Annotated in this window: 18 protein-coding genes and 1 tRNA gene; 11 read left to right on the forward strand and 8 right to left on the reverse strand. The window is 57.1% G+C overall.

All coding sequences use genetic code 11. The features are described 5' to 3' along the window. Nucleotides 1-154: 154 nt before the first annotated feature. The 3 genes from FHP24_RS25275 (at nucleotide 155) to FHP24_RS25285 (ending at nucleotide 2,123) form a co-directional block, all read left to right on the forward strand. Nucleotides 155-946, forward strand: coding sequence for a hypothetical protein (locus tag FHP24_RS25275; protein ID WP_139679018.1), 792 nt, complete (start codon nucleotides 155-157; stop codon nucleotides 944-946). 51 nt (nucleotides 947-997) lie between these two features. Beyond that, on the forward strand, nucleotides 998-1,930 hold the full coding sequence (locus FHP24_RS25280) for a DUF4357 domain-containing protein (protein WP_139679019.1): 933 nt from the start codon (nucleotides 998-1,000) through the stop codon (nucleotides 1,928-1,930). Between the two features lie 103 nt (nucleotides 1,931-2,033). Next, nucleotides 2,034-2,123, forward strand: a tRNA-Ser gene (locus FHP24_RS25285). Between the two features lie 307 nt (nucleotides 2,124-2,430). On the opposite strand, the gene FHP24_RS25290 is transcribed toward FHP24_RS25285, so the two are convergent. Genes FHP24_RS25290 through FHP24_RS28855 form a run of 3 tightly spaced genes read right to left on the reverse strand, consistent with a single transcriptional unit; the run spans nucleotide 2,431 to nucleotide 8,256 of the window. After that, nucleotides 2,431-5,865 (reverse strand): error-prone DNA polymerase, encoded by a 3,435-nt coding sequence (locus FHP24_RS25290; protein WP_139679020.1) that lies wholly within the window; start codon nucleotides 5,863-5,865, stop codon nucleotides 2,431-2,433. Then, complete coding sequence (locus tag FHP24_RS25295) at nucleotides 5,862-7,310, reverse strand: Y-family DNA polymerase (RefSeq protein ID WP_180356124.1); 1,449 nt, start codon at nucleotides 7,308-7,310, stop codon at nucleotides 5,862-5,864. The genes FHP24_RS25290 and FHP24_RS25295 overlap by 4 nt, the downstream gene beginning before the upstream one ends. 10 nt (nucleotides 7,311-7,320) lie before the next feature. Continuing rightward, nucleotides 7,321-8,256, reverse strand: coding sequence for an ImuA family protein (locus tag FHP24_RS28855; RefSeq protein WP_180356121.1), 936 nt, complete (start codon nucleotides 8,254-8,256; stop codon nucleotides 7,321-7,323). A 173-nt stretch (nucleotides 8,257-8,429) separates the two neighbouring features. On the opposite strand from FHP24_RS28855, the gene FHP24_RS25305 reads away from it, so the two are divergent. Continuing rightward, on the forward strand, nucleotides 8,430-8,867 hold the full coding sequence (locus FHP24_RS25305; protein WP_139679023.1) for a metallopeptidase family protein: 438 nt from the start codon (nucleotides 8,430-8,432) through the stop codon (nucleotides 8,865-8,867). An 11-nt stretch (nucleotides 8,868-8,878) separates the two neighbouring features. Here the strand turns inward: FHP24_RS25305 and FHP24_RS25310 are convergent, their stop codons facing one another. Further along, the gene (locus FHP24_RS25310; RefSeq protein ID WP_139679024.1) at nucleotides 8,879-9,085 is read right to left on the reverse strand and encodes a DUF1737 domain-containing protein; all 207 of its coding nucleotides are present in this window, start codon (nucleotides 9,083-9,085) and stop codon (nucleotides 8,879-8,881) included. Continuing rightward, on the reverse strand, nucleotides 9,082-9,975 hold the full coding sequence (locus FHP24_RS25315; RefSeq protein WP_139679025.1) for an HpcH/HpaI aldolase/citrate lyase family protein: 894 nt from the start codon (nucleotides 9,973-9,975) through the stop codon (nucleotides 9,082-9,084). Before FHP24_RS25315 ends, FHP24_RS25310 begins: the two co-directional genes overlap by 4 nt. Before the next feature lie 96 nt (nucleotides 9,976-10,071). On the opposite strand from FHP24_RS25315, the gene FHP24_RS25320 reads away from it, so the two are divergent. The 3 genes from FHP24_RS25320 (at nucleotide 10,072) to leuB (ending at nucleotide 12,242) form a co-directional block, all read left to right on the forward strand. Beyond that, nucleotides 10,072-10,299, forward strand: a complete 228-nt coding sequence (locus tag FHP24_RS25320; RefSeq protein WP_139679026.1) for a hypothetical protein — start codon at nucleotides 10,072-10,074, stop codon at nucleotides 10,297-10,299. 123 nt (nucleotides 10,300-10,422) lie between these two features. Then, nucleotides 10,423-11,028, forward strand: a complete 606-nt coding sequence (gene leuD, locus FHP24_RS25325; RefSeq protein ID WP_139679027.1) for a 3-isopropylmalate dehydratase small subunit — start codon at nucleotides 10,423-10,425, stop codon at nucleotides 11,026-11,028. 104 nt (nucleotides 11,029-11,132) lie between these two features. Beyond that, a complete protein-coding gene (gene leuB, locus FHP24_RS25330; RefSeq protein WP_139679028.1) occupies nucleotides 11,133-12,242 on the forward strand; it encodes a 3-isopropylmalate dehydrogenase in 1,110 nt (369 codons plus the stop codon). Between the two features lie 79 nt (nucleotides 12,243-12,321). Here leuB and FHP24_RS25335 read toward each other — a convergent pair whose 3' ends face one another. Further along, the gene (locus FHP24_RS25335; RefSeq protein WP_139679029.1) at nucleotides 12,322-14,205 is read right to left on the reverse strand and encodes an MFS transporter; all 1,884 of its coding nucleotides are present in this window, start codon (nucleotides 14,203-14,205) and stop codon (nucleotides 12,322-12,324) included. A 470-nt stretch (nucleotides 14,206-14,675) separates the two neighbouring features. Between FHP24_RS25335 and FHP24_RS25340 the strand changes: the two genes are divergently transcribed. Both FHP24_RS25340 and FHP24_RS25345 read left to right on the forward strand, forming a co-directional pair. Further along, nucleotides 14,676-15,710: an aspartate-semialdehyde dehydrogenase gene (locus FHP24_RS25340; RefSeq protein ID WP_139679030.1), complete on the forward strand. Its 1,035-nt coding sequence runs from the start codon at nucleotides 14,676-14,678 to the stop codon at nucleotides 15,708-15,710. 186 nt (nucleotides 15,711-15,896) lie between these two features. Continuing rightward, entirely contained in the window at nucleotides 15,897-16,706 is an 810-nt protein-coding gene (locus FHP24_RS25345; protein ID WP_139679031.1) for a lytic murein transglycosylase, read from the forward strand. Between the two features lie 3 nt (nucleotides 16,707-16,709). On the opposite strand, the gene FHP24_RS25350 is transcribed toward FHP24_RS25345, so the two are convergent. Beyond that, nucleotides 16,710-17,393, reverse strand: coding sequence for a carbonic anhydrase (locus FHP24_RS25350; protein WP_139679032.1), 684 nt, complete (start codon nucleotides 17,391-17,393; stop codon nucleotides 16,710-16,712). A 293-nt stretch (nucleotides 17,394-17,686) separates the two neighbouring features. Between FHP24_RS25350 and FHP24_RS25355 the strand changes: the two genes are divergently transcribed. Both FHP24_RS25355 and FHP24_RS25360 read left to right on the forward strand, forming a co-directional pair. Next, complete coding sequence (locus FHP24_RS25355) at nucleotides 17,687-22,447, forward strand: NAD-glutamate dehydrogenase (RefSeq protein ID WP_139679033.1); 4,761 nt, start codon at nucleotides 17,687-17,689, stop codon at nucleotides 22,445-22,447. A 14-nt stretch (nucleotides 22,448-22,461) separates the two neighbouring features. Then, the gene (locus tag FHP24_RS25360; protein ID WP_139679034.1) at nucleotides 22,462-23,841 is read left to right on the forward strand and encodes an MFS transporter; all 1,380 of its coding nucleotides are present in this window, start codon (nucleotides 22,462-22,464) and stop codon (nucleotides 23,839-23,841) included. A 15-nt stretch (nucleotides 23,842-23,856) separates the two neighbouring features. Here FHP24_RS25360 and purH read toward each other — a convergent pair whose 3' ends face one another. Continuing rightward, nucleotides 23,857-25,473: a bifunctional phosphoribosylaminoimidazolecarboxamide formyltransferase/IMP cyclohydrolase gene (purH, locus tag FHP24_RS25365; protein WP_139679035.1), complete on the reverse strand. Its 1,617-nt coding sequence runs from the start codon at nucleotides 25,471-25,473 to the stop codon at nucleotides 23,857-23,859. Nucleotides 25,474-25,535 lie beyond the last annotated feature (62 nt).

Below are 25,535 nucleotides of genomic sequence, written 5' to 3' on the forward strand. Positions count from 1 at the left end.
AAAGCGAATAGAAATTTGAGCACAATCTGTGGTGATGCCCGAGGTGAATCTTGAGCGGTATCAAACTGTTTCATTCCAAAGAAGGATTAGGGGAGCTTGTTGACTTGCTAGCACCGTTCACAACCCCTCCCATTGGCATTAGGTTTCGCCAGTCGTGAGCTGCCGGCATAAAAAACAGGTTAGCTATCTGGAAGGCGTGGCGCTCGGGCTCTTTCTGGCGACATTGGCCTTTCTGTTCGCCTTTATGTTCATCGACTTCAAGCTGGCGAATGATGATTGGGTCGGATTTTTCGGCAGTATCGTCGTCGCTCTCTTTTCCATCGGTGCGGCATGGCTGGCGTTGCAGGGCAACAAGGCGCAAATACAGCAGGCGGCAGACTTAGAGGAAGAGCGGAGGCTTAGATCTCTTGCCGCGGCCAGAGCCATGCTGCCCGCCGTCCTGTCGGAGATATGCCAGATTGCACAAAACAATCTGCGATTACGTTTCGTCCCCGGCCACGGGCCAATAGGCTCCGAGCTACCAGCCGCAACGGTCTTCCAACCGATGCCTGAGGGCGTAATTCCTGTGCTCAAGGAAGTGATCCAGTATGCGGACGCGGCTACGCAAGACCGACTGAGCAATATTCTCCGACACTTCCAGGTGTTCGAGGCTAGGCGGGTCGGAGCAGAAATCGCTTTGCTGGAGCCGATGGTTACCCAAGGGCAGCTTTCGACCTATAACGCGATTTCGGAGGTTTTGGGTTGGGCTGCTGTTTACGCCATATCTGAGAGCGCCTTCAGGTTCGCCCGTGGAATCTCATCGTCCATCCCCTCGGCAATTGGTGCCGCAGATGTCCGGCGGGCGTTCTTCAGTGCAGGTATCGTGTTGGAGAGTTACCCCCTTCTCGAGCAGCGGCTTACAGCGAGAGCGCAAGAAGGGCGGCTGGAGTTGCGATGGAATGATTGAGCTATGCAGTCCTGTTCTACGGCCAAGTAAGCCTAAAGGAGGCCAAGAGCCATGAGCTACGATGAACAGATCGGTCGGGTTGTGAAGATATTCATAACCGGCAAGGATCCGCGAAGCCTCCGAACTGTCGAGCTCGACAACTGGACTGGTGTTGCGATCACAGGGCAACCGGAGTTCTTCAAGAAAGCACTTGAAGCGGAGGTTTTGGCACGATCCTGCGTCTACCTGTTGATCAAGAGTGGTGCCGAGGACGACCTGCCGGAGATTTATGTCGGCGAGAGCGACGACTTCTCGCAGCGCTATACGAACGGCAAATTCCCCATCGAGTTTGACACATTCCTGATATTCACAAGCAAGGATGACAACCTTACGCGTGCACACGTCAAATGGCTGGAGGAGAAGTTGTGGGCCATCCTCAAAGGCAATAGCGGAAAGGTGGTTGTTGCCAATGCAAATAAGCCCACAAGTTCGAATCTGCCTCGCGCCGATGTTGCGACGATGCGAACCTATCTTGGAAACATGATCTATGTTCTGGAAGCGCTTGGATATGATCTCTTCACTGTAAAGGAGAGAACCTCGACATCGCCAGCCGGACAGGTGGAACAGGGTAACGACGAGGCGCACGACTTGATACTCGACCTCTATGCCACGCTGCCAAAGCGGGTCGATGATCGGGCGTTTCTTCGCTATGAGGATGGCGCCTACGTTCTAAAATCCGGCTCTAAGATCAACTTGAGGATCACGGAGAGTTTGCCGTCAAACGTTCGGAAGTTACGTGAGCAGTTGATTGAGGATGGCCGCCTCATCGAGGTTGGTGATCACATGGAACTCACCAGAGACATCCCCTTTTCGAAACCTTCACCGGCCTCCGCTCTCGTTAAGGGCCGAAGCTCTACCGGCTATCAGGACTGGTTGAGAGTGACAGACAGTGTGCCGCTCGGCGCAGCTCTTGGTATCGCGGCCGCTATAAAAGAGGTGGTCTAAACGGCGTAGTAAGGCCACACTGCCGGCGCACAAGACGCAAAGTGCCAGCCCGATTTTTCGCCGCTATGAGACAGCCCGCGCAACATGCGCCGACCAGCAAAGCGGAGAGGTGGCTGAGTGGTCGAAAGCACCGCACTCGAAATGCGGCGTGCCTGCGAGGGCACCGTGGGTTCGAATCCCACCCTCTCCGCCATGCATCATCTTGATTGATTGGTTCGCACCAAGTCGTGGTGCCGGTGTTGCCACATTTCGTAGAAAACATGTTTTGTCATGATCGTCATATCCTGATCCATCTTGGTACAGACGTCCGATTCAACGGCCCAAGGTGAAGCGCCGAACACGTGAATCCGTATCGCCTCGAGAGCTGCGTCAGGTTCTTGTCGTTATTGCATTCTCGACCAATCGCCTCTGTCGCCATGGCGCTTCTGCGCAGAAATTGGCCCCGAATTTGTCCCTTCATCACCGCGAAAAATATTCTGCAAAATCTGGAATCAGATAACCTAGTGGAAATTCCGTCCTCTTGGCATGACCTGCCCCGGATCAGACCCCTGTAAATGGCAGGCGTCGAAGGTCTCACAAGGCTCGGTACGTGGTTTAACGGTCGAATGCGATTTTGGCTGCTGTGAACCACCATCGGATTTGAGCGCCTTGTCGGATCCTAGATCACCGAACTGCCCGGCTTCCCGATGAAGCAGGCTTAGCATCTGCGTAATGTCCTCGATATGCTCGACGACAGTATGGATGACCCCACTTTGGCTTTGCAGTCTTCCACGGATCTTTACCAGCCGAGCACCCATCACCACGGAGCGATATTTTTCAAAGATCTTTGGCCAGACGATGGCATTGGCGACACCTGTCTCGTCTTCAAGCGTGATGAAAATCACCCCCTTCGCTGACCCGGGACGCTGCCTTACCAATACGATGCCTCCGATCGTCACTCTTTGACCATTGCGGATATTGAGAAGGTCAACGCTTTGCGTAATACCCATGGACCGAAATTGGTCGCGCAGGAAGGAGACTGGATGAGCCTTGAGGGAAAGCGAAAGATGCCGATAGTCCTCAATCACCTCCTCCCCTGGCAGCATTAGGGGTAGCTGAGCCTGAGGCTCCGGCCGGAGGTTCATATGCTCCGCAATCTCGAACAAAGGAGCACGGTTCAGAGCACTTTTCACGTCGAGGCCTCTGACCGCCCATAATGCCTGTCTGCGGCCCAGCCCGATCGAACCGAAACCATCGGCATCCGCAAGCCGTTCGAGACTGGCTTTGTCCAATCCGGATCGGAACCAAAGATCGTGAACACTCTGATACCCCTCACTGCGATTGGCTGTAAGCTTGTCTCTCATGTCCTTTTCGTTCAGGCCCTTCACCTGACGAAAGCCGAGCCTTATTCCATACCGGGTTTTGATGACATCGCGCATGCTCTCATGCCGTTTTTCGATCCTGCCCGAATTGAATGTGATCTCCTCTAGGGTGCAGTCCCATTTCGACCGATTGACATCGACCGGAAGCACGCTCACCCCATGTTCGCGCGCATCCCGGATAAGCTGCGCCGGCGCATAAAATCCCATGGGCTGCGAGTTCAATAAAGCCGCGCAGAAGACATCCGGATAATAGGTTTTGATCCAGCAGGATGCATAAACGAGGAGAGCGAAAGACGCCGCATGGCTTTCCGGAAAACCGTATTCGGCAAACCCTTCGATCTGGCTGAAGCACTGTTTTGCGAAGTCTTCGGAATAATTGCGCTCAAGCATTCCATTGATGAAATCCCGTTCGAATTCCTTGACGCGACCGGATCGCTTGAAGGTCGCCATGGAACGTCGAAGCTTATCCGCCTTCGCCGCAGGAAATCCGGCCGCGGTAATGGCGATCTGCATCGCCTGTTCCTGAAATAACGGGACGCCCAGCGTTCTTTCTAAGACCCGTTCAAGAGCCGGATTCGGATATTCTATTGGCCGTCCATGGCGGCGATCTTCGCGGCGCTTGAGATAGGGATGAACCATGTTACCCTGAATAGGACCGGGCCGCACGATCGCCACTTCAACGACGAGGTCGTAGAATCGTTCGGGCCTAAGTCTGGGCAGCATGCTCATCTGTGCCCGGCTTTCAATCTGGAAAACCCCGATCGTATCGGCTCTGCATATCATTCCATACACATTGGGATCTTCGTCTTTTTCCAGAAGACCTGCGAGTGTTTCTTCGCGATCGTAGTGATGCCGCAAAAGCTCGAAAGCCTTTTTCAGGCACGTCAGCATGCCGAGCGCCAGAACATCGATCTTCAAAAGCTTCAGCGTATCGAGATCATCCTTGTCCCATTCGATCATATAGCGGCCCGGCATTGCCGTTTTCATGATCGGCACCACTTCGTCGAGTCTGTCACGTGTAATGAGAAACCCGCCGACATGCTGGGTCAAGTGCCGTGGAAATCCCATCAATTCCCGTGCATGGGCGATGACCTTTTTCGTCAGGGCATCACTGGCATCAAGGCCGGCGACCTTGGCATCACGCTCGGAAAGCCCATCTTCCGACCAACCCCAGACCGTGCTTGAAAGTGCCGCCTGAACATCTTCAGACAACCCGAAAGCCTTGGCAACCTCACGACCAGCCATACGGGTCCGGTAGCTCGTCACCGCCGCCGTCAATCCGGCATGCCGATACCCATAATGCCTGTAAATATACTGGATGACCTCCTCGCGCCGCCCATGCTCGAAATCGACATCGATATCCGGCGGCTCGTTCCGTTCCGTTGAAATGAAGCGCTCGAAAAGCAAGGTCGTAAAAGTGGGATCAACGTCTGTGATTCCAAGACAGAAGCAGACCGTTGAATTGGCAGCAGAACCGCGCCCCTGACACAGGATTTTCAGCTCATGTCGCGCATGCCAGACGATGTGGCGGACTGTCAGGAAATAGGGCTCGTATTCCATTTCCTTGATGAGATCGAGTTCGTAACGGATCTGCCGGGACACATCCGCTCGAACGCCTTGAGGAAACCGCCTGTGCGCTCCTTCCCATGTCAACCGCTCGAGCGTCTCCGAGACGGTTTCTCCCGGCACACTTTCGTCCGGGTAATTGTGCTCCAATTCCTGCAGGGAAAAGTTCAGCTTGTTGAAGAATGTCGCCGTGTTCGTCACGGCATCGGAATAGGCATGAAAAAGACGCGCCATTTCGGATGCCGGCTTGATATGCCTGTCGCCATTCGGAGCAAGCCGAAATCCGGCGTCCTGGATCGTCACGTGATGGCGAATGGCAGTCACGACATCCGCCAGAGATCGCCGGTAGGGCAGGCTGAAAATCGGCAGGTTGGTCGCGATCAGAGGCACACGATTTTTACGCGCGATCCGGGCGAAGGTAGCAAAGACAAATGGATCGCGCCCGTCATAGGTTGGCGACAGAGCGAGATAGATATTTTTGCGGAACTTCTCCCGAAACAAACCAAGCCGTGCATCGAGATCTGCGAGATAAACGCCATCTTCAGCGCGAGAAAAATCCGGTACCACCGCCAGCATCATCTCGTGAGACCATTCCAGAAAATCCCACTCTTCCAGAATGCAGGAGCCCTTCTCTGTTCTCAGATTGCCCGTGCTGAGCAGCCGGCAGAGATTGGCCCAGCCCTTTCGGTTCTGCGGATAGGCAAGGACATCCGGCGTACCATCCGAAAAGACGAGCCGGGCACCGGGATGAAACCGGCATGGCTTTATGGCTTCTTCCTCACCCTCCTCCCTGCCCTTCTCCTTCTGCCGCTCGAAAAGCGCAGTCATCTCTTTGATCTGATTATAGGCACGCACCACGCCGGCAACGGAATTCCGGTCAGCAATTCCCAATCCGGAAAGACCGAGGACGCTGGCGGACAAGACCATCTCTTCAGGCCCTGCCGCGCCTTCGAGAAAAGAGAAGTTTGTCTTGGCACCGATCTCGAAAAACACGTCAGAATCCATCATGCAAAAATCCCGTGGATACGCCATGTCGGCGGGGGATCGTCACCGTAGCGACCCAGGCGGAAAACCCAGAAAAGCCGCCCAAGCTCGCTTTCAAGACGGAAATAATCGCGTTCTTCTGCCTTATCGTCGTCAAGCCACCATTCCGGTGCAATCCGCTCGGGTCCCTCGGCACGCGTGATCTTGTGCATGACATGCCGCCAACGGAATTGCTGCGGTGGACCATCGGGTACGGTGGCGGCAAAGGCTTCGACCGGTTCCGGACGACGCAAAAGCCGCAAAGGACGATCGGACTTCGGCTGAAACTGCAATTCTGCCCCGATATCCGGGCGCCTTTCCATTCCCGCAATCGCGGGAACGAACATTTCGGCGCATTCGGGAATATGACTTTGACGAAGCTGGTAAACCTGAAGACAGTTCGCGCCCAGCCGAGCCGAAACCCTGTCGATGAAATCCGCAAGTGATGCCTCTCTTTCGCTATTTCCTGCAAAATCGCTCTGAAGCGCATCGAAAACATCGTGCTGCAACACATTGAGCCGCAGGAGTTCGAAGCCGAAACCTGCATCGAGATCGTCATGAATGGAGTTGAGGCGCTCTGAAAACAGGCGGGAAATCCGTTTCGGGTCTCGTAACGGGCGCGCAGCGCCCGCAGAAATCCGAAATACCTTTCCATCGACACGGAAAAGAACAAGCTCGAAAACTCTCCCGCCGGCTCCACGATTTTCCAGGCTAAGCTTGAGTGAAGAAGCGATCTCGGCTGTCATCCCGAGAATATCTTCTTCAGCCTGGATCGGTTCGCTCAACTGGCGCTCCGCAGAAAGCGATGCCACCGGGCGCCGAGGCGAGATCGCTTCCTCGTTTGCACCGAGCGCCTGATCGAGCCTCAGCAGCAATTGCGCACCAAACCTGCGGGCAAGCGGTGCCCTTGGCATGGACATGATATTGGCAACCCGCTTCAGACCAAGCTTGCTGAGCGAGGCGATCGTTCCCGTATCGAGGCGAAGCGCATGGGCAGGCAAGGCACTGAGTACATCCGCCATACCTTCTGCGGCAATCACACCGCCACGACCGAACCGGCTGACAGCCCAGGACAGCCCAGGAGAGTTGGAAATCGCGCCACGCACATCAAAACCCATCTGCCGAAGCCGGGCGAGGATATCGGGAAGCATGACTTCCTCTCCCCCGAAAAGATGGGCACAGCCGGTGATATCAAGGAAAAGGCCATTTTCCCCATCCAATGCCACAAGCGGCGTATAGCGATCACACCAATCGGCAATGGCTTCAAGAAGTGTAAGATCCGCCTTTTCATCCTCATCGAATACATCGACTTCCGGATACATCGCCCTTGCCTCGGCAAGCCCCTGCCCTCGCTTCAAACTGGTTGCTTCAGCGGCTTCGTCGAGTGATATCAGCCGTAATGCATTATCGCGCCGACCGGCGCAGACGATCGGCGGATGTTCAGGACGCTTTTTCGAACGCCAGGACAGACCCCAGAGCTTTCGGGCGATCCTGTCGGTCGGCAGATGCGGAAAGTGAAGCGCCAGAATGCGCTGGCCACTTGCCGACAAAGGAAGGTTTGTTTGGCTCTTGGGCGAGATGAAATTGGCGGTCACGAAGGTTCCACTCCAGACGAAAGGTGAGAGGAGCCGGGTTGCGGCTCTTCTCCAGGGTGATGTTAAAAACCGGATGACCGATGCTGCCGCCAAGCAAGCTGCCATCCACGAGACGCCGCTCTAAAGCCGGCGCCGGTTCGACAGACATGCGGAAGGAAGCGCTGCTGGCCTCCTCTTCTCCTGCATGTCGCAACAGGAAAAGCGGCCGCCCTGCCGCCTTTGCCCGAAGATTGAGCCTTCGGCTTTCCGTCAAACCGAAAGGCTTCGGATTCCCGTGTATTTCGAAGATCGTCGCGACAAACGCTTTGCTTTCCAGCGCGGCCTCCGCCAACCACAAAGCATCATCCAGCCTGCGAGGCGATGCATGAAAGACCGTATGGGGATCTATGCCGAATTGCTTGATACCTCCGGCATAAGGAACGCCCGTTTCGCAAGCGGAGAACCCGTCAGCAATCCAGAGCAGCGGTCCTTCAATGGCTTTTCGAGCTTTCAGAAGCCCCACAAGCGATAGGACAAAGCCGCTTGCCGATCCGGCATCATTGAAGGAACCGGAACGGATTTCGGTAAGCGTATCGAGCAGCAGGCCACCATTCAGCGCATCATCAAGACCCGGAATGTCGAAAGACAATCGTTCATGGACGATCCGTCCTTCGCCGTCAGCCCGAATGGCGATATTCTCCATTTCTGCCGCAGCCACTGCCGGCAAATTTTTGCCTTCCAGTCTGGCGATCTGTTCGCGCAGGGCAAAAAGCTTCTCCTGCGCCGCGGCGTTGCGTGCCATGGCGTCAGCTCCATTTCTAAATGTTCACTTTATGTTCTTATAGATTCCAGAGCCCATTGGCGGAGTCAACAGCCGCAGGACAGGAATCTTTTCCTCATTTGCTATAGCGATGATTCTTATCTCGAAAAAAAGGAGCATCGGCCTTATATGTCTCCTCACAAAAGGGAGAACCCATGGCTCGTATTGACCAAACCGACGACTGGCAGGATCGCCATGCGCCAACGATAAGCACCTTCGAGTCGCTGGCGATCGATGCTTATGGTCATCTTCCGAAGGAATTCAGGGCCCTCACCGCCAACCTCACCATCGAAATCGAAGATTTCCCGGACGATGACGTTTTCGAAGACATGGCACTGGAAACGCCATTCGATCTTCTCGGCCTTTTCGAAGGCCGTGGAATTTCGGAACGTTTCACGGTGGAAACGGGAGAGCTCCCGAACCGGATCCGGCTCTACCGTCGCCCGATCCTCGACTACTGGGCTGAAAACGAGGAAACCCTGGGTGACATCATCACCCATGTTCTGATCCATGAAATCGGCCATCATTTCGGCCTCAGCGATGAAGACATGGAGCGGATCGAAGCCAGCGCCGAGAATGCAGCCCAGCGCTGATCAGTAGCGGCTTATTGTTCGCCGAGCTTTATCTCGGGATGATAGTCCTTGCCCTCTACCGTCTTCGTAACCGCTTGGCCGCACTGCATGATCCCGGTTGCGGCATTGAACGCATAAGTGGGCGAACCGTGGAGGTCCCATCCCTTGTTCAATGCCGCAGTCACCTTGTGGCAAAAGGAGGAATCGTCCGGAGCGGTAAGCAGTCGGTAGAGTTTCATCGAGATCTCTTTCTTTCAAGAATCATGGCGGCCTGAGCCAGAAGCGTTTTAGCCTGCACAAGGTGAAGGCGCTCGATCATTTTTCCATTGAGATTGATGACATTGAGGCTTCGAGCCTCAGGCTGTTCGAAAGCCGAAACGATCGCTTCCGCTTCCTCAAGGCTTTGCGGGTCCGGCCCGAAATGCTGGTTCGCCATCTCGATCTGCGCCGGATGGATTAGCATCTTGCCGGAAAATCCCATGGCCCTCCCCTGGGCACATTCAGAAGCGAAGCCGGCATTGTCCTTGAAGTCGTTGAACACGCTGTCGATCACATCGACCCCGTAAGCGCGTCCGGCAAGTACGATTTGCATCAGCCAGGGCACGAGATAGGCCCTGCCTGCCTGCGGCAGCACCCCGGTCTCCTTCCTCAGATCGTTCAAGCCGACCACAAGGCATTTCAGGCCTTTACTCTCTGCAGCTATGGAAGAGGCATTCAATACCCCCTTCGGTGTCTCGATCATTGCCCATAAGGCGATCGGTCTGACCGGAGCAAACTGCGCAAGCATGTCGACCACTTCGGCAATTTCAGAAGCGTGTTCGACTTTTGGAAGAGCAACAGCATCCGGCTTGATCTTCGCAACCAGTTTCAGATCGTCCGCCCCGAACTCGCTTTCCAGCGGATTTATGCGAACGATCCGCTGTTGCTGCGATTGAGGCTGCTGAGAGAAAGCTTGGGCAAGATTGTCCCGCGCCTCTGACTTTTTCTCAGGCGCGACGGAATCCTCCAGGTCGTAGATTACGCCATCACAGTCGAGCTTCGGTGCCTTCTCCAGGGCTCGCCTGTTGTCTGCCGGAACGCTGAGAAGCGAACGACGAACGGGAGGGATATGATCTTTCAAGAATTCCATCACTCTCTTCTGCCAATATTTTCAGGCCCCGACAATGAAGCCTCTTGCAAGCCGGGATCACAAAGCCCACATTTTCACATGCAGAAAGGTTTGGACATGCAAAACATTCGGTCCTTCTTCATCATCGTTACGGCCATCGCACTGCTCGCCGCAGCAGCTCTGTTGACGGCATCTCTGACGATCGCATTCATGGGTACGCTTGCTATTCTTTCCATCGGCAAGGCCCTTTCAAGCCGGTTGAAACCGGCACAGGTGCGCGCCAAAAGCAAGCAGAGCGACATGCGCGTCTGGAATGACGGTCGCGGCACGATCATCGATATGTGAGCCCTACAATCAGCACGGTTTTCGGTCACCATTGTGCGGTGTACCGATTGGTACTGAATCGGACTTCAAATTCTCCCGAAAATACTTTATGGCAGCGCTATAAAGTCTTCGTGGAGGCCGATCATGGAAAAGTTCGAAAAGCTGACGGGCGTTGCCGCCCCCCTTCCGGTTGTCAATGTCGACACCGACATGATCATTCCGAAGGATTATCTCAAGACCATCAAGAGAACGGGCCTTGGAAAGGGTCTTTTCGCAGAGGCGCGTTATCGCGAGGATGGTTCGGAAAATCCTGATTTCGTTTTGAACAAGCCGGCTTATCGCGGCGCCAAGATCATCGTTGCAGGTGACAATTTCGGCTGCGGCTCGTCGCGCGAGCATGCTCCCTGGGCCTTGCTGGATTTCGGCATACGCTGCGTCATTTCCACCAGCTTCGCCGATATCTTCTACAATAACTGTTTCAAGAACGGCATTCTGCCGATCGTCGTCAGCCCGAAAGATCTGGAAAAGCTGATGGACGACGCAGAGCGCGGTTCGAATGCCATCCTGACAATCGACCTTGAAGCCCAGGAAATCACCGGCCCAGATGGTGGTCACCTGCATTTCGACATTGATGCCGGCCGCCGTCATATTCTGCTGGAAGGATTGGACGATATTGCCTCGACTTTAAAAAGCGATGCTGCAATCTCGAGCTTCGAGACAAAGAATCGCAGCGATCGTCCCTGGCTCTGACGGACACGCCCTCATCCTGCGGCAGGCTCGGATGAGGTGTTTCCAGGCGCAGCCCGGCTGTGCGGGATATTGTGAGCCTGCAGAACTGCAAGGACAGCAGACGAATGGCAAAAAACCTTTTCCTTCTTCCCGGTGATGGCATCGGCCCTGAAGCTATGGGCGAAGTCCGCAAGATTATCGCCTATATGAACGGTGCGATGAACGCTGATTTCTCGCTCGACGAAGGCCTTGTCGGCGGCAGCGCCTACGATGCGCATGGGGTCGCAATTTCCGAAGAGGACATGGCCAAGGCAATGGCGGCGGACGCCGTTCTGTTTGGGGCGGTTGGTGGTCCCAAGTGGGATTCCGTTGCCTACGAGGTACGTCCTGAAGCCGGCCTGCTTCGGTTGCGCAAGGACATGCAGCTTTTCGCCAACCTGCGTCCCGCAATCTGCTATCCGGCGCTTGCATCCGCCTCCTCGCTCAAGCCCGAACTTGTCGAAGGCCTTGATATCCTGATTGTGCGCGAACTGACGGGCGGCGTCTATTTCGGCGAGCCGAAGGAAATCATCGACCTGGGCAACGGCCAGAAGCGTGGCATAGATACCCAGATCTACGATACCTACGAAATCGAACGTATCGCCGGCGTTGCTTTCGAACTCGCTCGTACGCGCAAGAATACCGTTTGCTCGATGGAAAAGCGCAATGTGATGAAGTCTGGCGTCCTGTGGAACCAGGTCGTCACAGAAACGCACAAGCGCAGCTATTCCGACGTCAAGCTGGAGCATATGCTGGCAGATGCCGGCGGCATGCAGCTCGTGCGCGCGCCAAAACAGTTCGACGTCATCGTGACCGACAATCTGTTCGGCGACATGCTTTCGGATGTTGCTGCGATGCTGACGGGCTCGCTCGGCATGCTGCCTTCCGCCTCGCTCGGCACCGCAGATGCGAAGACCGGCCAGCGAAAGGCAATGTATGAACCCGTGCATGGTTCTGCGCCGGATATCGCCGGAAAGGGTATCGCCAATCCGATCGCGATGATCGCATCCTTCGCCATGTGCCTGCGCTATTCGTTCAACATGATTTCGGAAGCCGATCATCTCGAAAAAGCGATCGCCACCGTACTCAATAAGGGCATCCGCACCGGCGACATCATGGCGGAAGGATGCCACCAGGTCGGTACATCCGAAATGGGTGACGCGATCCTCAAGGAATTCCAGGCACTTTCTGCGTAACAGTCGATTGCAGAATGAATACGGAAAAGCCCGGCACATGGCCGGGCTTTTCTGTTTTAAGCCTTGAATGACGTGGACATCACTCCGCGTGAATGTCGCGATCCTTGGTTTCAGGCAGGAACAGAACGCCTACGACCAGCGTGATGACCGCGAAGACGATCGGGTACCAGAGGCCGTAATAGATGTTGCCTGCAGCCGCACTCATCGCAAAGGCCGTTGCCGGCAGAAGCCCACCGAACCAGCCATTGCCGATGTGATAAGGCAGCGACATGCCCGTATAACGGATGCGGGTGGGGAAGAGCTCGACAAGCAGAGCCGCTATCGGGCCGTAAACCATCGTCACGTAAAGCACGAGAACGAAGAGAACCGCGATCGTTCCCACCCAGTTTACCCGAGCCGGATCGGCCTTCATCGTGAAGCCGCCACCATTGGCAACCGTATAGACCGGCATATCGGTTACGCTTTTTGCCTCATCGGCCGTCAGAAGCTTCTGAGTGACGAGATCCGCGGAGCTGACCGTTGCCTTGTCGCCGGCACGAACAGCTTCGGCATTCAGTCCCAGTTCCGGGTTTGCAGCAATGAAGCCATCGAGCTTGGAATCCGGCACCTTGGCAGCGCCACGGGTGAGCGGATAGCCCGCATCGTGAAGCGCGACGTTGATGCCTTTCTCCAATGCGGTCTGCTTTGCCTTGGCGTCGGCACCGGCCGTGATCGCGTCGTAGCTGGTCACGGTATTGTCGCCGATCTTGACCGTTGCCGGCTGCCCTGCCGGACCGGGCACGACTTCATAAGGCACCGAGTTCCTCGTCAGGAACGAGGTCGCGATATCGCAGGAACTGGTAAACTTTGCCGTACCCGTCGGGTTGAACTGGAATTTGCAGTCTGCCGGGTCGGAACTCACCGTCGCGCGGATCGAAGCCTGAGCTTCGGCGAGCGCCGGGTTCGCCATATGGGTCAGCGCCTTGAACAGCGGCATATAGGTAACCGCTGCAATTAGCAGACCTGCCATGATGATCGGTTTGCGGCCGATCCTGTCGGACAGGGAACCGAAGATCACGAAGAACGGTGTCGCGAGAATAAGGGCGATTGCCACCATGATATTGGCGGATTGCAGATCGACCTTCAAAACGTTCTGCAGGAAGAAGAGAGCGTAAAACTGGCCGCCGTACCAGACGACCGCCTGGCCCATCGTAGCACCCAGCAGGGCGATGATGGCGATCTTCGCATTTTTCCAGGTGCCGAAGGCTTCCGTCAGCGGAGCTTTCGAACCCTTGCCCTCGGCCTTCATCTTCTGGAATGCTGGCGACTCGTTCATTTTCACGCGGATCCAGACGGATACGCCGAGAAGAACGACCGACAGAAGGAAGGGAACGCGCCAGCCCCATTCGGCAAAGGCCGCAGGCCCCATCAGCGACTGGACCAAGACGATCACGATCAGCGACAGGAAGAGCCCGAGCGTTGCCGTTGTCTGGATCCAGGACGTGAAATAACCGCGTCGTCCGTTCGGCGCGTGTTCCGCTACATAGGTGGCGGCACCGCCATATTCGCCGCCGAGCGCCAGGCCCTGCAACATGCGCAGGATGATCAGGATGATCGGCGCAGCAATCCCGATCGTTGCAGCCCCTGGCAGGATACCGACCAGGAAGGTGGAGCAACCCATGATGAGGATAGTGACGAGGAAGGTGTATTTTCGACCGACAAGGTCGCCCAATCGGCCGAAGACAAGCGCGCCGAACGGGCGCACCAGGAAGCCGGCAGCGAAGGCGAGCAACGTGAAGATGTTGCGCGTAGCCTCGGGATACTGTGTGAAAAAGGTAGCGCCGATATAAGTGGCGAGCGACCCGTAAAGATAAAAATCATACCATTCGAACACGGTACCGAGAGAGGATGCGAAGATGACCTTCTTCTCCTCCCGTGTCATCGGTGCGGCTTTTGTACTCGCCGTCGTCGTGACGTTTGCCATTGTCGTCCTCCCAACAAGGTGAAATCCTCGCAAGGTTGCTTCAGCATTTCCTCCTTTGCCGAAACAACCGTGACGCGATTGTCGCAGATTGACAGAAATCAGGACATCCGGTGAGTGATGCTTTGGGATTATGACTTTCGTCTAAAATTTGGCGTCCTTGACGGCAAAGCAGCCTCTGCGTTCGCCTCGTCTTGACTCCATTCCAGAATGTTCTAAACACATGCGCGAACGGGAAAACGCCCAATGATTGCCTGCGACCTTTACATCGCTGCATCTCGACTGCCGGCTGAACAAGCCGGACAGCGTTTTTTCGCTTTCTCCAAAACCAAGGCCAAAGCGACGACGAAAACCGTCTGACGTCTCTGGCCCGCCGCTCTCTCCCCGGCAAGGTCGGGGACAAGGAACGCCGTGACCTCTAAGGTACGGCTTCCCCCTCACCGACCGAGGAGAGACAGAAAGAGAGCATAGACATGGGTTTCAAGATTGCAATCGCCGGTGCAACCGGCAATGTCGGCCGGGAAATGCTGAACATCCTGGCAGAACGCGGCTTTCCGGCTTCTGAGGTTGTGGCGCTGGCTTCTGCCCGTAGCCAAGGCACCGAAGTTTCCTTCGGTGACAAGACGCTGAAGGTTTCCAACCTCGAGAATTACGATTTCTCCGACACCGACATCTGCCTGATGTCCGCCGGTGGCGACATTTCCAAGAAGTGGTCGCCAAAGATCGGCGCGAAGGGCTGCGTCGTCATCGATAACTCCTCTGCATGGCGTTATGATTCGGAAGTTCCCCTGATCGTGCCGGAAGTGAACCCCGATGCAATCACCGGCTTCTCCAAGAAGAACATCATTGCAAACCCGAATTGCTCGACCGCTCAGCTCGTCGTCGCGCTGAAGCCGCTGCATGATTTTGCCAAGATCAAGCGCATCGTCGTTTCCACCTACCAGTCGGTCTCCGGCGCCGGCAAGGAAGGCATGGACGAGCTCTTCACCCAGACGCGCGCCGTTTTCGTTGCTGATCCGATTGAATCGAAGAAGTTCACCAAGCGGATCGCCTTCAACGTCATCCCGCATATCGATGTCTTCATGGAAGACGGATATACGAAGGAAGAGTGGAAGGTTCTTGCCGAAACCAAGAAGATGCTTGATCCGAAGATCAAGGTGACCTGCACCGCAGTCCGCGTTCCGGTCTTCATCGGTCACTCTGAATCGGTCAACATCGAGTTCGAAAACGAGATCACCGCGGATCAGGCTCGCGATATCCTGCGCGAAGCGCCGGGCTGCCTCGTCATCGACAAGCATGAGGACGGCGGATACATCACCCCCATCGAATCCGCCGGTGAAGATGCGACCTACATTTCCCGTATCCGCGAGGATGCAACGGTCGAAAATGGCCTCAACATCTGGGTTGTCTCAGACAACCTGCGCAAGGGTGCAGCACTGAACGCCATCCAGATCGCGGAATTGCTGGTCAATCGCGGCCTCATCAAGCCGCGCCAGGCTGCAGCCTGATCGATAGAAATCGTTAAGCATATTGATCTAGAAAATCCCGCCAATGGCGGGGTTTTCTTTTTTGTGAGAATGTCCTCACGAACTATTCATGGCCGCGTGCGTGGTGATTGCTTGCAAGCTGCTGCATTTGCCATGAATAGTGACAAATTGATGCATAGCCTTCGATCGACAACCACGGATTATCGAATGAAAAAGATTTTACTGGCAGGACTGGTCTTGACCGGATTGGCAGCCGCAACCCCGGCTGCTGCGCAACAATGCGGCAATGATTCATCCGGCTTCGATCGATGGGTTCAGGACTTCAAGCGCGTCGCGCCCGCAAATGGCATAAGCCCGGCTGTGGTTGATCGCGCATTCGCAAACGTCTCCTACAACCGCCCGACGATTACTGCCGACCGCGGGCAGAAAAGCTTCAAGCTTTCCTTCGAGGAGTTCCTCAAGAAACGCGGCGCGACGACGATCATCTCGCAGGGCAAGAAGATGAAGTCGGCCAATGCGTCGCTCTTCGATCGTATCGAGCGCCGCTACGGTGTACCGGCCGGCCCGGTCATCGCCATCTGGGGCATGGAGACCGGCTTCGGCAGGTTCCTGGGTAATCAGCACACCCTGTCGGCTGTCGCGACGCTGGCATACGATTGCCGCCGCTCAGACTTTTTCACCGAACAGCTCTACGCCGCTCTCAAGCTCGTCGCGCGCGGCGACCTGAGCACGACCGCCAAGGGCGCTGCCCATGGTGAGATCGGCCAGACCCAGTTCCTTCCGCTCAACGTCATCCGTTTTGGTGCTGACGGCGACGGCGACGGACATATTGACATGGTCGGTTCGCGTGCCGATGCCCTGGCCTCGACAGCGAACTTCCTCAAGGGCCACGGCTGGGTTTCCGGCGCCGGTTACCAGCCTGGCGAGCCAAGCTTCGTGGCCATCCAGGGCTGGAATGCGGCAACCGTCTACCAGCGCGCTATCGCCTATATGGGCGCCGAGATCGACGGACGATAACTGTCAGGGGGCAGGCGTCAGAGCCGGTTCGGCCGGCGCCTGTTCCGTTTCCATATCAGGGCGGATGAAATCGCCCTTCTCATTCATGACCCAGAGTTCGCCGCTCGAAATATCGAACCATGCGCCGTGAACGGCAAGTTCACCCTTCTCGGTCAAAGCCCTGATGAAGGGAAACGTCGCCAGATTGCCGATGGAATTACGGATCGAGACGCGCTCAAGCGCCGTTTGCCGCTCCGTTGCTGTCATGAGGTCGTTGCTCTGGATCTGCTCCGCGGCGGGTTTCACCAGGCCGATCCACTTTCCGATAAAATCGCCAGGCGACAATGGCTCAAGTTCCGGATCCAATGCAGCTTGGATACCACCGCAACGTCCGTGTCCCATGACGACGATATCGCGGATCTGCAGCACTTGGATGGCATATTCGAGTGCGGCCGACGTGCCATGGAGCTGACTGTCGGGCTCATAAGGCGGCACCATGTTGGCGATGTTACGAACCACAAACAGTTCGCCCGGCCCGCAGTCAAAAATCGTTTCCGGTGCGGCGCGAGAATCACAGCAAGCCACGAGAAGCGTATGAGGTTTCTGTCCCGTTTCGGCAAGGCCACGGTAACGCTCACGCTCGTCGCTATAGCGTCCGCCCATGAAGTTACGATAGCCGGCAAGAAGTTTGGCTGGAAAATAGGTCATGGCGGCTACGAATATTACGCCTTTGAGCCAAGATCAACGGTCCGCGCGACCAGATGCTCCGCTTGCCTGGGCGTATAGGCTTTTGAATTGGCCCCATCTGCATATCCTATGAGAGGATTGAGATGTGCGGGATTACATTTGTTATCACATTCTGAAAAACTCAATCTTAATGCCGTGTTGAGGGTTGTTTTGCCAAATCCTGTCAACATTGCTCGACATAACAGTGCTAATTGCTTCGTTACGGACGAATTCGAGCCGTTCGCCGCAGCATTTAACCAGAAAAGGGAGAGGTCATGGTCTGGAAGAATAGCCCCAAGCGCAGCAAGCAGATGGACGGGGCGCGGTCATTCGCGAGCAAGGCCGGTAACGACTTTCTCGATCCAGCCATTTTGTTTGGACGCGCAAGCGACGACGATCTTTCAATCTACTCCCCGGAAATGCTCGGTATTGCGGCCGGGCATGCCGCAAACCGTCTGAAGGCCTGGGACCGGATCCGCGCCGACATCACCGTCACCCAGATACCCGGCGTCGAGCCTGCCGGCATATCGGTTTGGGTTCTGACCGTGATCGACCGGAATATGCCGTTCCTGTTCGATTCCGTCATGGGCGAGATTACAGCCAGCCATCGTGGCATTGCCATGGCCGTGCACCCGATCCTGACGATAGAGCCGGGCAAGGCACCGGTCCTTCGCAGCAATGATGAGCCGACCGATCCCGCTCATCAAGTCAGCCTCATTCAGCTGCATATTTCTCAGTTGAACGAAGAGCAGGGCAACCATCTCATCGAACGCATCAGGTTCATCCTGGATCAGGTGCATCTGGCGATTACCGACTGGTCTGCCATGCTGGACACGCTGGATGGTGCTGCCAAACAGCTCTTGAACGCCAGACCCCGCAAAGGTGCCGACCGCGAGGAAGCGCTGGCTTTCCTCGACTGGCTGCGGGACGATAATTTCACTTTCCTCGGCATGCGCGAATACGTCTATTCCGGCAAGGGATCCAAGGCGAATGTAGAACGCGGCAAGGGCAGGGGTCTCGGAACCCTGTCCGACCCGGATGTGCTGGTCTTGCGTCAGGGCAAGGACCAGGTGACGACCACGCCGGAAATTCTCGAATTCCTCGACGGACCGCAATTTCTCATCGTCGCCAAGGCCAATGTAAAGTCCGTCGTCCATCGGCGCGCCTATATGGACTATATCGGCGTGAAGCGCTTCGATGAGAGCGGTCACGTCGTTGGCGAGCTACGGATCGTCGGCCTCTTCACGGCAACCGCCTACACCCAGTCCGTTCGCGAAATCCCGTTGCTGAGATCGAAGGTCGAGGGCATCGAACAGCATTTCAGTTTCGACCCCTACAGCCATTCCGGCCGGATACTGGAAAACACGCTCGAATCATATCCGCGAGACGACCTCTTCCAGATCGATGCGGAACTTCTGGCAAAATTCTGCGAACAGATCATGGAACTGAGCGAGAGGCCGCGTGTTCGTGTTCTCGCCCGTATCGACCATTTCGATCGTTTCGTCTCGACGATCGTTTATGTCCCGCGCGAGGACTACAATTCACTGGTCCGGGAAAAGGTCGGCGCCTATCTCGCGCAGGTGTTTGAAGGGCATGTATCTGCCTATTACCCCGCTTTCCCCGAGGGTGGCGTGGCACGCGTCCATTTCATCATCGGACGCCGCGGCGGCAAGACGCCCCGTATCGCCCAGGCGAAACTCGAGGAAGCAATCCGCCTGATCGCTACGCCTTGGGAAGATCGTTTCTCCCTCCTGGCGGAAAATGGCCCGCGGCTCTCGGTGACAAACGCGTTCCAGGAAGCCTTCACGCCGGAAGAGACCTTTGCGGACCTGCCGGATATCGCCGCCTGCGCATCCGGCGAGACGATCCGTATCGAATTCTACAAACGCCCGACGGATGAAGCCAACAGCGTTTCTCTCAAGATTTTCCACAGCGATCACCATCTCTCGCTCTCGCGCCGCGTGCCGCTTCTGGAAAACCTCGGTTTCCGCGTGGTCAGCGAGCAGACCTTTGAAATTCACGCCGGTCCGGATGCAAAACTCATCGTCTTGCATGACATGGAGCTTCAGCTCCGCGACAGCCGCGAAATCGATCTTCTGCAGGAAGGCCCGCTTCTCGAAGAGGCGTTCCTTCTGGCATTCGAAGGTTTGGTGGACAATGACGGCTTCAACCGTCTCGTGCTGCTCGCCGGGCTATCGGCACGCGAGACAACTGTTCTTCGCGCCTATGCCCGTTATCTGCGCCAGACGGGTATCGTCTACTCCCAAGCATATATCGCAGATACGCTGGTGAAATACCCCGAAGCGGCGTCCATCATCTTCAAGCTTTTCCAAGCCAGTTTCGACCCGGATCTTGCCGAAAAAGCGCGAACGAAGAAGCTGATACAGCTTCATGGAGCCATAGAGATCAGCCTTTCAGCTGTCCCAAGCCTTGACGAGGACCGGACGCTGCGGCGCTTCGTCAACGCGATCGATTCGACATTGCGCACCAACTATTTCCAGCGCGATGAAAACGGCGCGCCGAAGCGGATGCTGGCCTTCAAGTTCGACCCCGAACTTCTCGATGGCCTGCCGCAGCCTCGCCCGTTCCGCGAAATGTTCGTTTACGGCACCGAAGTCGAAGGTGTGCACCTGCGCTTCGGCAAGGTCGCACGCGGAGGCCTGCGCTGGTCGGATCGCGGCGAAGACTACCGCACCGAGGTCCTCGGCCTCGTCAAAGCCCAACAGGTGAAGAACGCAGTCATCGTGCCGGTCGGCGCGAAGGGTGGGTTCTTCCCCAAAATGCTGCCCTCCGGCGGCTCCCGCGACGAAATCTTCAACGCCGGCAAGGAAGCCTACAAGACCTATATCCGCACGCTGCTCTCGATCACCGACAACATCGTCGAAGGCGAGATCATCGGACCGAAAAACACGATCCGCATCGATGGCGACGATCCCTATTTCGTCGTCGCTGCCGACAAGGGAACGGCGACTTTCTCGGACACGGCAAACGGACTGGCGCAGGAAGCAGGCTTCTGGCTGGACGATGCTTTCGCCTCCGGCGGATCGGCAGGTTACGACCACAAGAAAATGGGCATCACCGCCCGCGGCGCGTGGGAGGCCGTGAAGCGGCATTTCCGTGAGATGGATATCGACATCCAGACCACGCCCTTCAATGTCGTCGGCGTCGGCGACATGTCGGGCGACGTATTCGGCAACGGCATGCTGCTCTCGCCGAAGATCCGGCTGATCGCTGCCTTCGATCACCGCGACATCTTCATCGACCCTGACCCGGATACCGAAAAATCCTTCGCCGAGCGCAGCCGCATGTTCGCCCTGCCGCGTTCAAGCTGGCAGGATTATGATCGCAGCACGCTCTCCGATGGCGCGATGATCATCTCTCGTTCCGAAAAATCGGTGAAACTGACCAAGGAAGCGGCAGCGGCGATCGGGCTCGACAAGACGACCGCCACGCCGTTCGAGATCATGACGGCAATCCTGAGAAGCGAAGCAGACCTCCTCTGGTTCGGCGGTATCGGCACCTATATCAGGGCAGCCGCGGAGACAGATACGGAAGTCGGCGATCGCGCCAACGATCCGATCCGCGTGACCGCAGGCGAAGTGCGCGCCAAGGTCATCGGGGAAGGTGCCAATCTTGGCACCACCCAGAAAGGCCGCATCGCCTATTCGCTTGCCGGCGGACGCTGCAATTCCGATGCGATCGACAATTCGGCCGGCGTCAATTCTTCCGACGTCGAGGTCAATATCAAGATCGCGCTCAACGCCGCCATGCAGGACGGCCGTCTGAGCCGCGGCAAACGCAACCAGCTTCTTTCCTCCATGACCGAGGAAGTGGGCGAACTCGTCCTTAGAAACAACTATCTTCAGCCTTTGGCGATCTCGCTCATCGAACGAAGAGGCGTTACCAACCGCGAGCAGCTCTCGCGTCTGATGTCCGTGCTGGAAGGGCAGGGCAAGCTCAACCGGAAGGTAGAGACCCTTCCAGATGATGCGGAGCTTGCCGAGCGTTATGCCGCCGGCCGGCCGCTGACACGGCCCGAGATCGGCGTCCTTCTCTCTTATTCGAAGATCGTGCTTTTCGACGCGCTGCTTGAAAGCACCATTCCGGATGATCCGTATTTTGCGGCTGTTCTGAAAGCCTATTTCCCTGCCAAGATGCAGAAGCCATATGCCGGCGATATCGAAAGCCATCGCCTGCATCGTGAGATCGTCGCCACCGCACTCGCCAATGAGGCCGTCAATCGCGGCGGCCCCGGATTCGTCCAGATGATGAGTGACATGACCGGTGCCACCGCGGCCAATGTCGTTAAGGCAACCTTCCTGGTTCGCGATGGCTTCGACCTGCCACGCCTGTGGGACGAGATCGACGCGCTGGACAACCGCATTTCTGGAAAAGTCCAGAACGATCTACATGCGCAGATCAACCGTATCATCATCGTCGGCACCTACCTTGCTCTCCAGACGCAGATCAGTGCCGCGCCTATGACCGAGGCTGTTGCCCGGCTCAAGGCTGCGATCAAGGGGTTGCGTGCCACCGTGACGGATGAGGTGATCGCCGAGACCGCACCGCTTGCGGCCGAGCTCGAGGCCCAGGGCGCACCCGCGGATCTCATCGGCGAAATCCGTATGCTGTCGGCCCTGGTCATCGTTCCGGAGATCATGCTGATCGCCGACCGGACAGGCGAGAGCATGGCGCGCGCCACGGAAAGCTATTTCAGCGTGACGAAGACCTTCCGCGTCAACCGGCTGATCGTTGCCGGCGAAAGGATCAGCACGTCGGATCACTACGAGAGCCTGGCGCTATCCCGCGGCCTGCAGCAGCTCGCTTCTGCCCGCCGTGACATCGTCATCACCGCGCTGACGGAACACCGAAAGGAAAAGAAGCCGGTGCAGGCCTGGATCGCTGCCGATCGTCTGCGTGTGAACCGCATCGGTGCCGAACTCATGACGCTCAGCGAAAGCGGCGACCTGACCCTGCCGAAAGTATCCGTCGCAGCTGGCCTTCTCGGAGACCTGGCGCATGGGCGGTTGATGTAGGGCGAGGGGGCCGGATGAGCGTTCACGATATCGGTGAAGTGCCGGCCAAAGCGAGCCGGCGCGGAATCTGGGGCTGGATGCTGTTCGACTGGGCGGCGCAACCCTTTTTCACCGTTGTCACGACCTTCGTCTTCGGCCCCTATTTCGTCGCACGGCTGACAGAGGACCCAGTCTCGGCACAGGCGGCATGGAGCAACATGGCGACGATCTCCTCGATCGTGATCGCCATCCTGTCGCCGGTTCTCGGCTCGATTGCCGATCAGTCCGGAGCCCGCAAGCCCTGGATCGCCAGCTTTGCCGTCGTAAAGATCGCGAGCCTGTTGATGTTGTGGTTCGCCGCACCCGGCTCCCCACTGATCCTGCCGATCACGCTGATGATCATGGCGTCTATCGCGGCGGAATTTTCGATCGTCTTCAACGATTCCATGATGCCGCGCCTGGTGCCCAGGGACGAAGTGGGGCGGATTTCCAATATCGCTTGGGGTCTTGGCTATCTCGGCGGCATGATCGTACTGATCGCCGTCGTGACGCTGCTCGCCGCAAATCCGGAAACGGGCCTCACCCTGATCGGCATTCCTCCACTTTTCGGGCTTGATCCGGCACTCGGCGAGGATGCCCGCATCACCGGCCCGATCGCAGCCCTCTGGTATTTGATTTTTATACTGCCGATGTTTTTCTTCACTCCGGACGCCAAGAAAGGCCTGCCGCTTGCAGCCGCAGTCCGCTCCGGCATTCAGGAACTGGGCAGCACACTGCAGGAGCTGAAGCAGCGTCGTGGCCTGACAAAATTCCTCATCGCCCGCATGCTCTACCAGGACGGCGTCAACGGCCTGTTGATCCTCGGCGGCACTTTCGCGGCCGGCATGTTCGGCTGGGCGACGATCGAGATCGGAATATATGGTATCATTCTGAACGTCGTCGCGATCTTCAGCTGCATCGCTGCCGGCCTGCTGGACCGGATACTCGGATCCAAGACCGTCATCGTGATAAGCTTGTCCCTGTTGCTCATCGCAACGCTCGGAATCGTGTCCACTCGTCCGGACTCGGTATTCTTCGGTCTGATGCAGCTTTCGGTGGCAGACAGCGGCGGATTTTTTGGTACGGCGGCTGAAAAGGCCTACATTCTTTTCGGCCTGTTGATCGGCATCGCCTTCGGCCCGGTCCAGGCCTCGTCGCGATCCTATCTTGCGCGGTCGATCAGTCTTTCGGAGACCGGCCGCTATTTCGGCCTTTACGCGCTATCGGGACGGGCGACGAGTTTTCTCGCCACCCTGTCCTTTTCGGTCGTCACCTATGCGAGCGGTTCCGCCCATCTCGGCATGGCAATGCTGATCGTCTTTCTGGCGGCTGGATTGGTGCTGCTTGTCAAAACACCCTATCCAGCCAGCAGGTGACGTGACTCCGGCTAATTAATGCCGGAAATGGCGCATGCCGGTGAAGACCATGGCGACGTTATGCTCGTCGGCAGCGGCGATCACTTCCGCATCGCGCATCGAGCCGCCCGGCTGGATGACGGCGGTCGCGCCGGCGGCAATCGCCGAAAGCAGGCCGTCCGCAAACGGGAAGAAGGCTTCTGAAGCAACAGCCGAGCCCTTTGTCATCGGCTCTGCCCAGCCCATGGCCTTGGCGGCATCCTGTGCCTTGAGGCCAGCGATACGGGCGGAATCGATGCGGCTCATCTGGCCGGCGCCGATGCCCGCCGTCTGGCCATCCTTGGCATAGACGATCGCATTCGACTTGACGTGCTTGGCCACCTTGTAGGCGAACTTCAGGTCTTCCAGTTCCATTTCGGTCGGCGCGCGCTTGGTGACGACCTTGAGATCGACATCCTCGATCACGCCGTTATCGCGCGTCTGGACGAGCAGTCCGCCGGCAACCGTTTTTGCGGTAATGCCGCGCGACCGTGGGTCGGGCAGGCCGCCGGTCACGAGCAGGCGCAGGTTCTTCTTTGCAGCGATGATGGCCTTGGCTTCATCGGACACGTCCGGCGCGATAATCACTTCGGTGAACAGCTTGACGATCTCTTCCGCGGTTTCTGCGTCCAGCAACTGGTTGAGCGCGATAATCCCGCCGAAGGCCGAGGTGGAATCGCAGGCGAGCGCACGCAGATAGGCGTCCCTCAACGTCGAGCCGGTCGCTACACCGCACGGGTTGGCGTGCTTGATGATGGCGCAGGCCGGGCCTTGGTCAGCCGAGAATTCGCCGATCAGCTCGAAAGCGCCGTCTGTATCGTTGATGTTGTTGTAGGAAAGCTGCTTGCCCTGCAGCAGTGTTGCGGTCGCAACGCCGGGGCGGTTTTCACCGGTGACGTAGAAACCGGCACTCTGATGCGGGTTCTCGCCATAACGCATGGCTTCCTTCAGCACGCCGCCGATCGTGCGGTAGGCCGGCGTCTCGATTTCCAGCGCTTCGGCAAACCAGTTGGAGATCGCCGTGTCGTAAGCTGCGGTGCGGGCATAGGCCTTGGCCGCAAGCTTCTGGCGGAAAGCATAGTCCGTTTCGCCGCCATTGGCCTTGAGCGCATCGATCAACGGCGCGTAATCAGCCGGATCGGTGACGATTGCCACATAGGCATGGTTCTTGGCGGAAGCGCGGATCATTGCCGGACCGCCGATATCGATATTCTCGACCGTCGTCGGATAATCGCCGCCGGCAGCACGTACCTCCTCGAAGGGATAGAGGTTGATGACGGCGAGATCGATGCCCTCGATCCCATGCTGCTTCATCGCCGCAACATGATCTTCGTCATCACGGATCGCGAGAAGGCCGCCGTGGACGTTGGGATGCAGCGTCTTGACGCGGCCGTCCATGATTTCCGGAAGACCCGTTACTTCGGAAACATCGGTCACGGCGAGGCCGGCCGCGGCTATAGCCTTGTGGGTGCCGCCGGTCGACAGAAGCTTGACGCCTTGCTCGGTGAGCGCCTTGGCAAGCTCGATGATGCCGGCCTTGTCCGACACGGACAACAATGCGGTGCGAATTTTCACGCGATCGGGGGCGGGGATTTTTTTGGAAGCGACGGCCATAGGTCTCTCCTGAAAGAGCTTGCCACAGAGGGGCGGGAAGGGGATGGCCGCGGTTAGCACAG

The sequence above is a fragment of the Aliirhizobium smilacinae genome (assembly GCF_006335145.1).
Taxonomy (GTDB): Bacteria; Pseudomonadota; Alphaproteobacteria; order Rhizobiales; family Rhizobiaceae; genus Neorhizobium; species Neorhizobium smilacinae.

Excerpts from the sequence above, each read along its gene's own strand:
- FHP24_RS28855 (WP_180356121.1), bottom strand. The coding sequence starts at position 8,256 with ATGGCACGCAACGCCGCGGCGCAGGAGAAGCTTTTTGCCCTGCGCGAA.
- FHP24_RS25355 (WP_139679033.1), top strand. The coding sequence starts at position 17,687 with ATGGTCTGGAAGAATAGCCCCAAGCGCAGCAAGCAGATGGACGGGGCG.
- FHP24_RS25360 (WP_139679034.1), top strand. The coding sequence starts at position 22,462 with ATGAGCGTTCACGATATCGGTGAAGTGCCGGCCAAAGCGAGCCGGCGC.
- purH (WP_139679035.1), bottom strand. The coding sequence starts at position 25,473 with ATGGCCGTCGCTTCCAAAAAAATCCCCGCCCCCGATCGCGTGAAAATT.
- FHP24_RS25280 (WP_139679019.1), top strand. The coding sequence starts at position 998 with ATGAGCTACGATGAACAGATCGGTCGGGTTGTGAAGATATTCATAACC.
- leuD (WP_139679027.1), top strand. The coding sequence starts at position 10,423 with ATGGAAAAGTTCGAAAAGCTGACGGGCGTTGCCGCCCCCCTTCCGGTT.
- FHP24_RS25315 (WP_139679025.1), bottom strand. The coding sequence starts at position 9,975 with ATGGAATTCTTGAAAGATCATATCCCTCCCGTTCGTCGTTCGCTTCTC.
- FHP24_RS25345 (WP_139679031.1), top strand. The coding sequence starts at position 15,897 with ATGAAAAAGATTTTACTGGCAGGACTGGTCTTGACCGGATTGGCAGCC.
- FHP24_RS25305 (WP_139679023.1), top strand. The coding sequence starts at position 8,430 with ATGGCTCGTATTGACCAAACCGACGACTGGCAGGATCGCCATGCGCCA.
- FHP24_RS25340 (WP_139679030.1), top strand. The coding sequence starts at position 14,676 with ATGGGTTTCAAGATTGCAATCGCCGGTGCAACCGGCAATGTCGGCCGG.
- FHP24_RS25335 (WP_139679029.1), bottom strand. The coding sequence starts at position 14,205 with ATGGCAAACGTCACGACGACGGCGAGTACAAAAGCCGCACCGATGACA.
- leuB (WP_139679028.1), top strand. The coding sequence starts at position 11,133 with ATGGCAAAAAACCTTTTCCTTCTTCCCGGTGATGGCATCGGCCCTGAA.
- FHP24_RS25350 (WP_139679032.1), bottom strand. The coding sequence starts at position 17,393 with ATGACCTATTTTCCAGCCAAACTTCTTGCCGGCTATCGTAACTTCATG.
- FHP24_RS25290 (WP_139679020.1), bottom strand. The coding sequence starts at position 5,865 with ATGATGGATTCTGACGTGTTTTTCGAGATCGGTGCCAAGACAAACTTC.
- FHP24_RS25320 (WP_139679026.1), top strand. The coding sequence starts at position 10,072 with ATGCAAAACATTCGGTCCTTCTTCATCATCGTTACGGCCATCGCACTG.
- FHP24_RS25310 (WP_139679024.1), bottom strand. The coding sequence starts at position 9,085 with ATGAAACTCTACCGACTGCTTACCGCTCCGGACGATTCCTCCTTTTGC.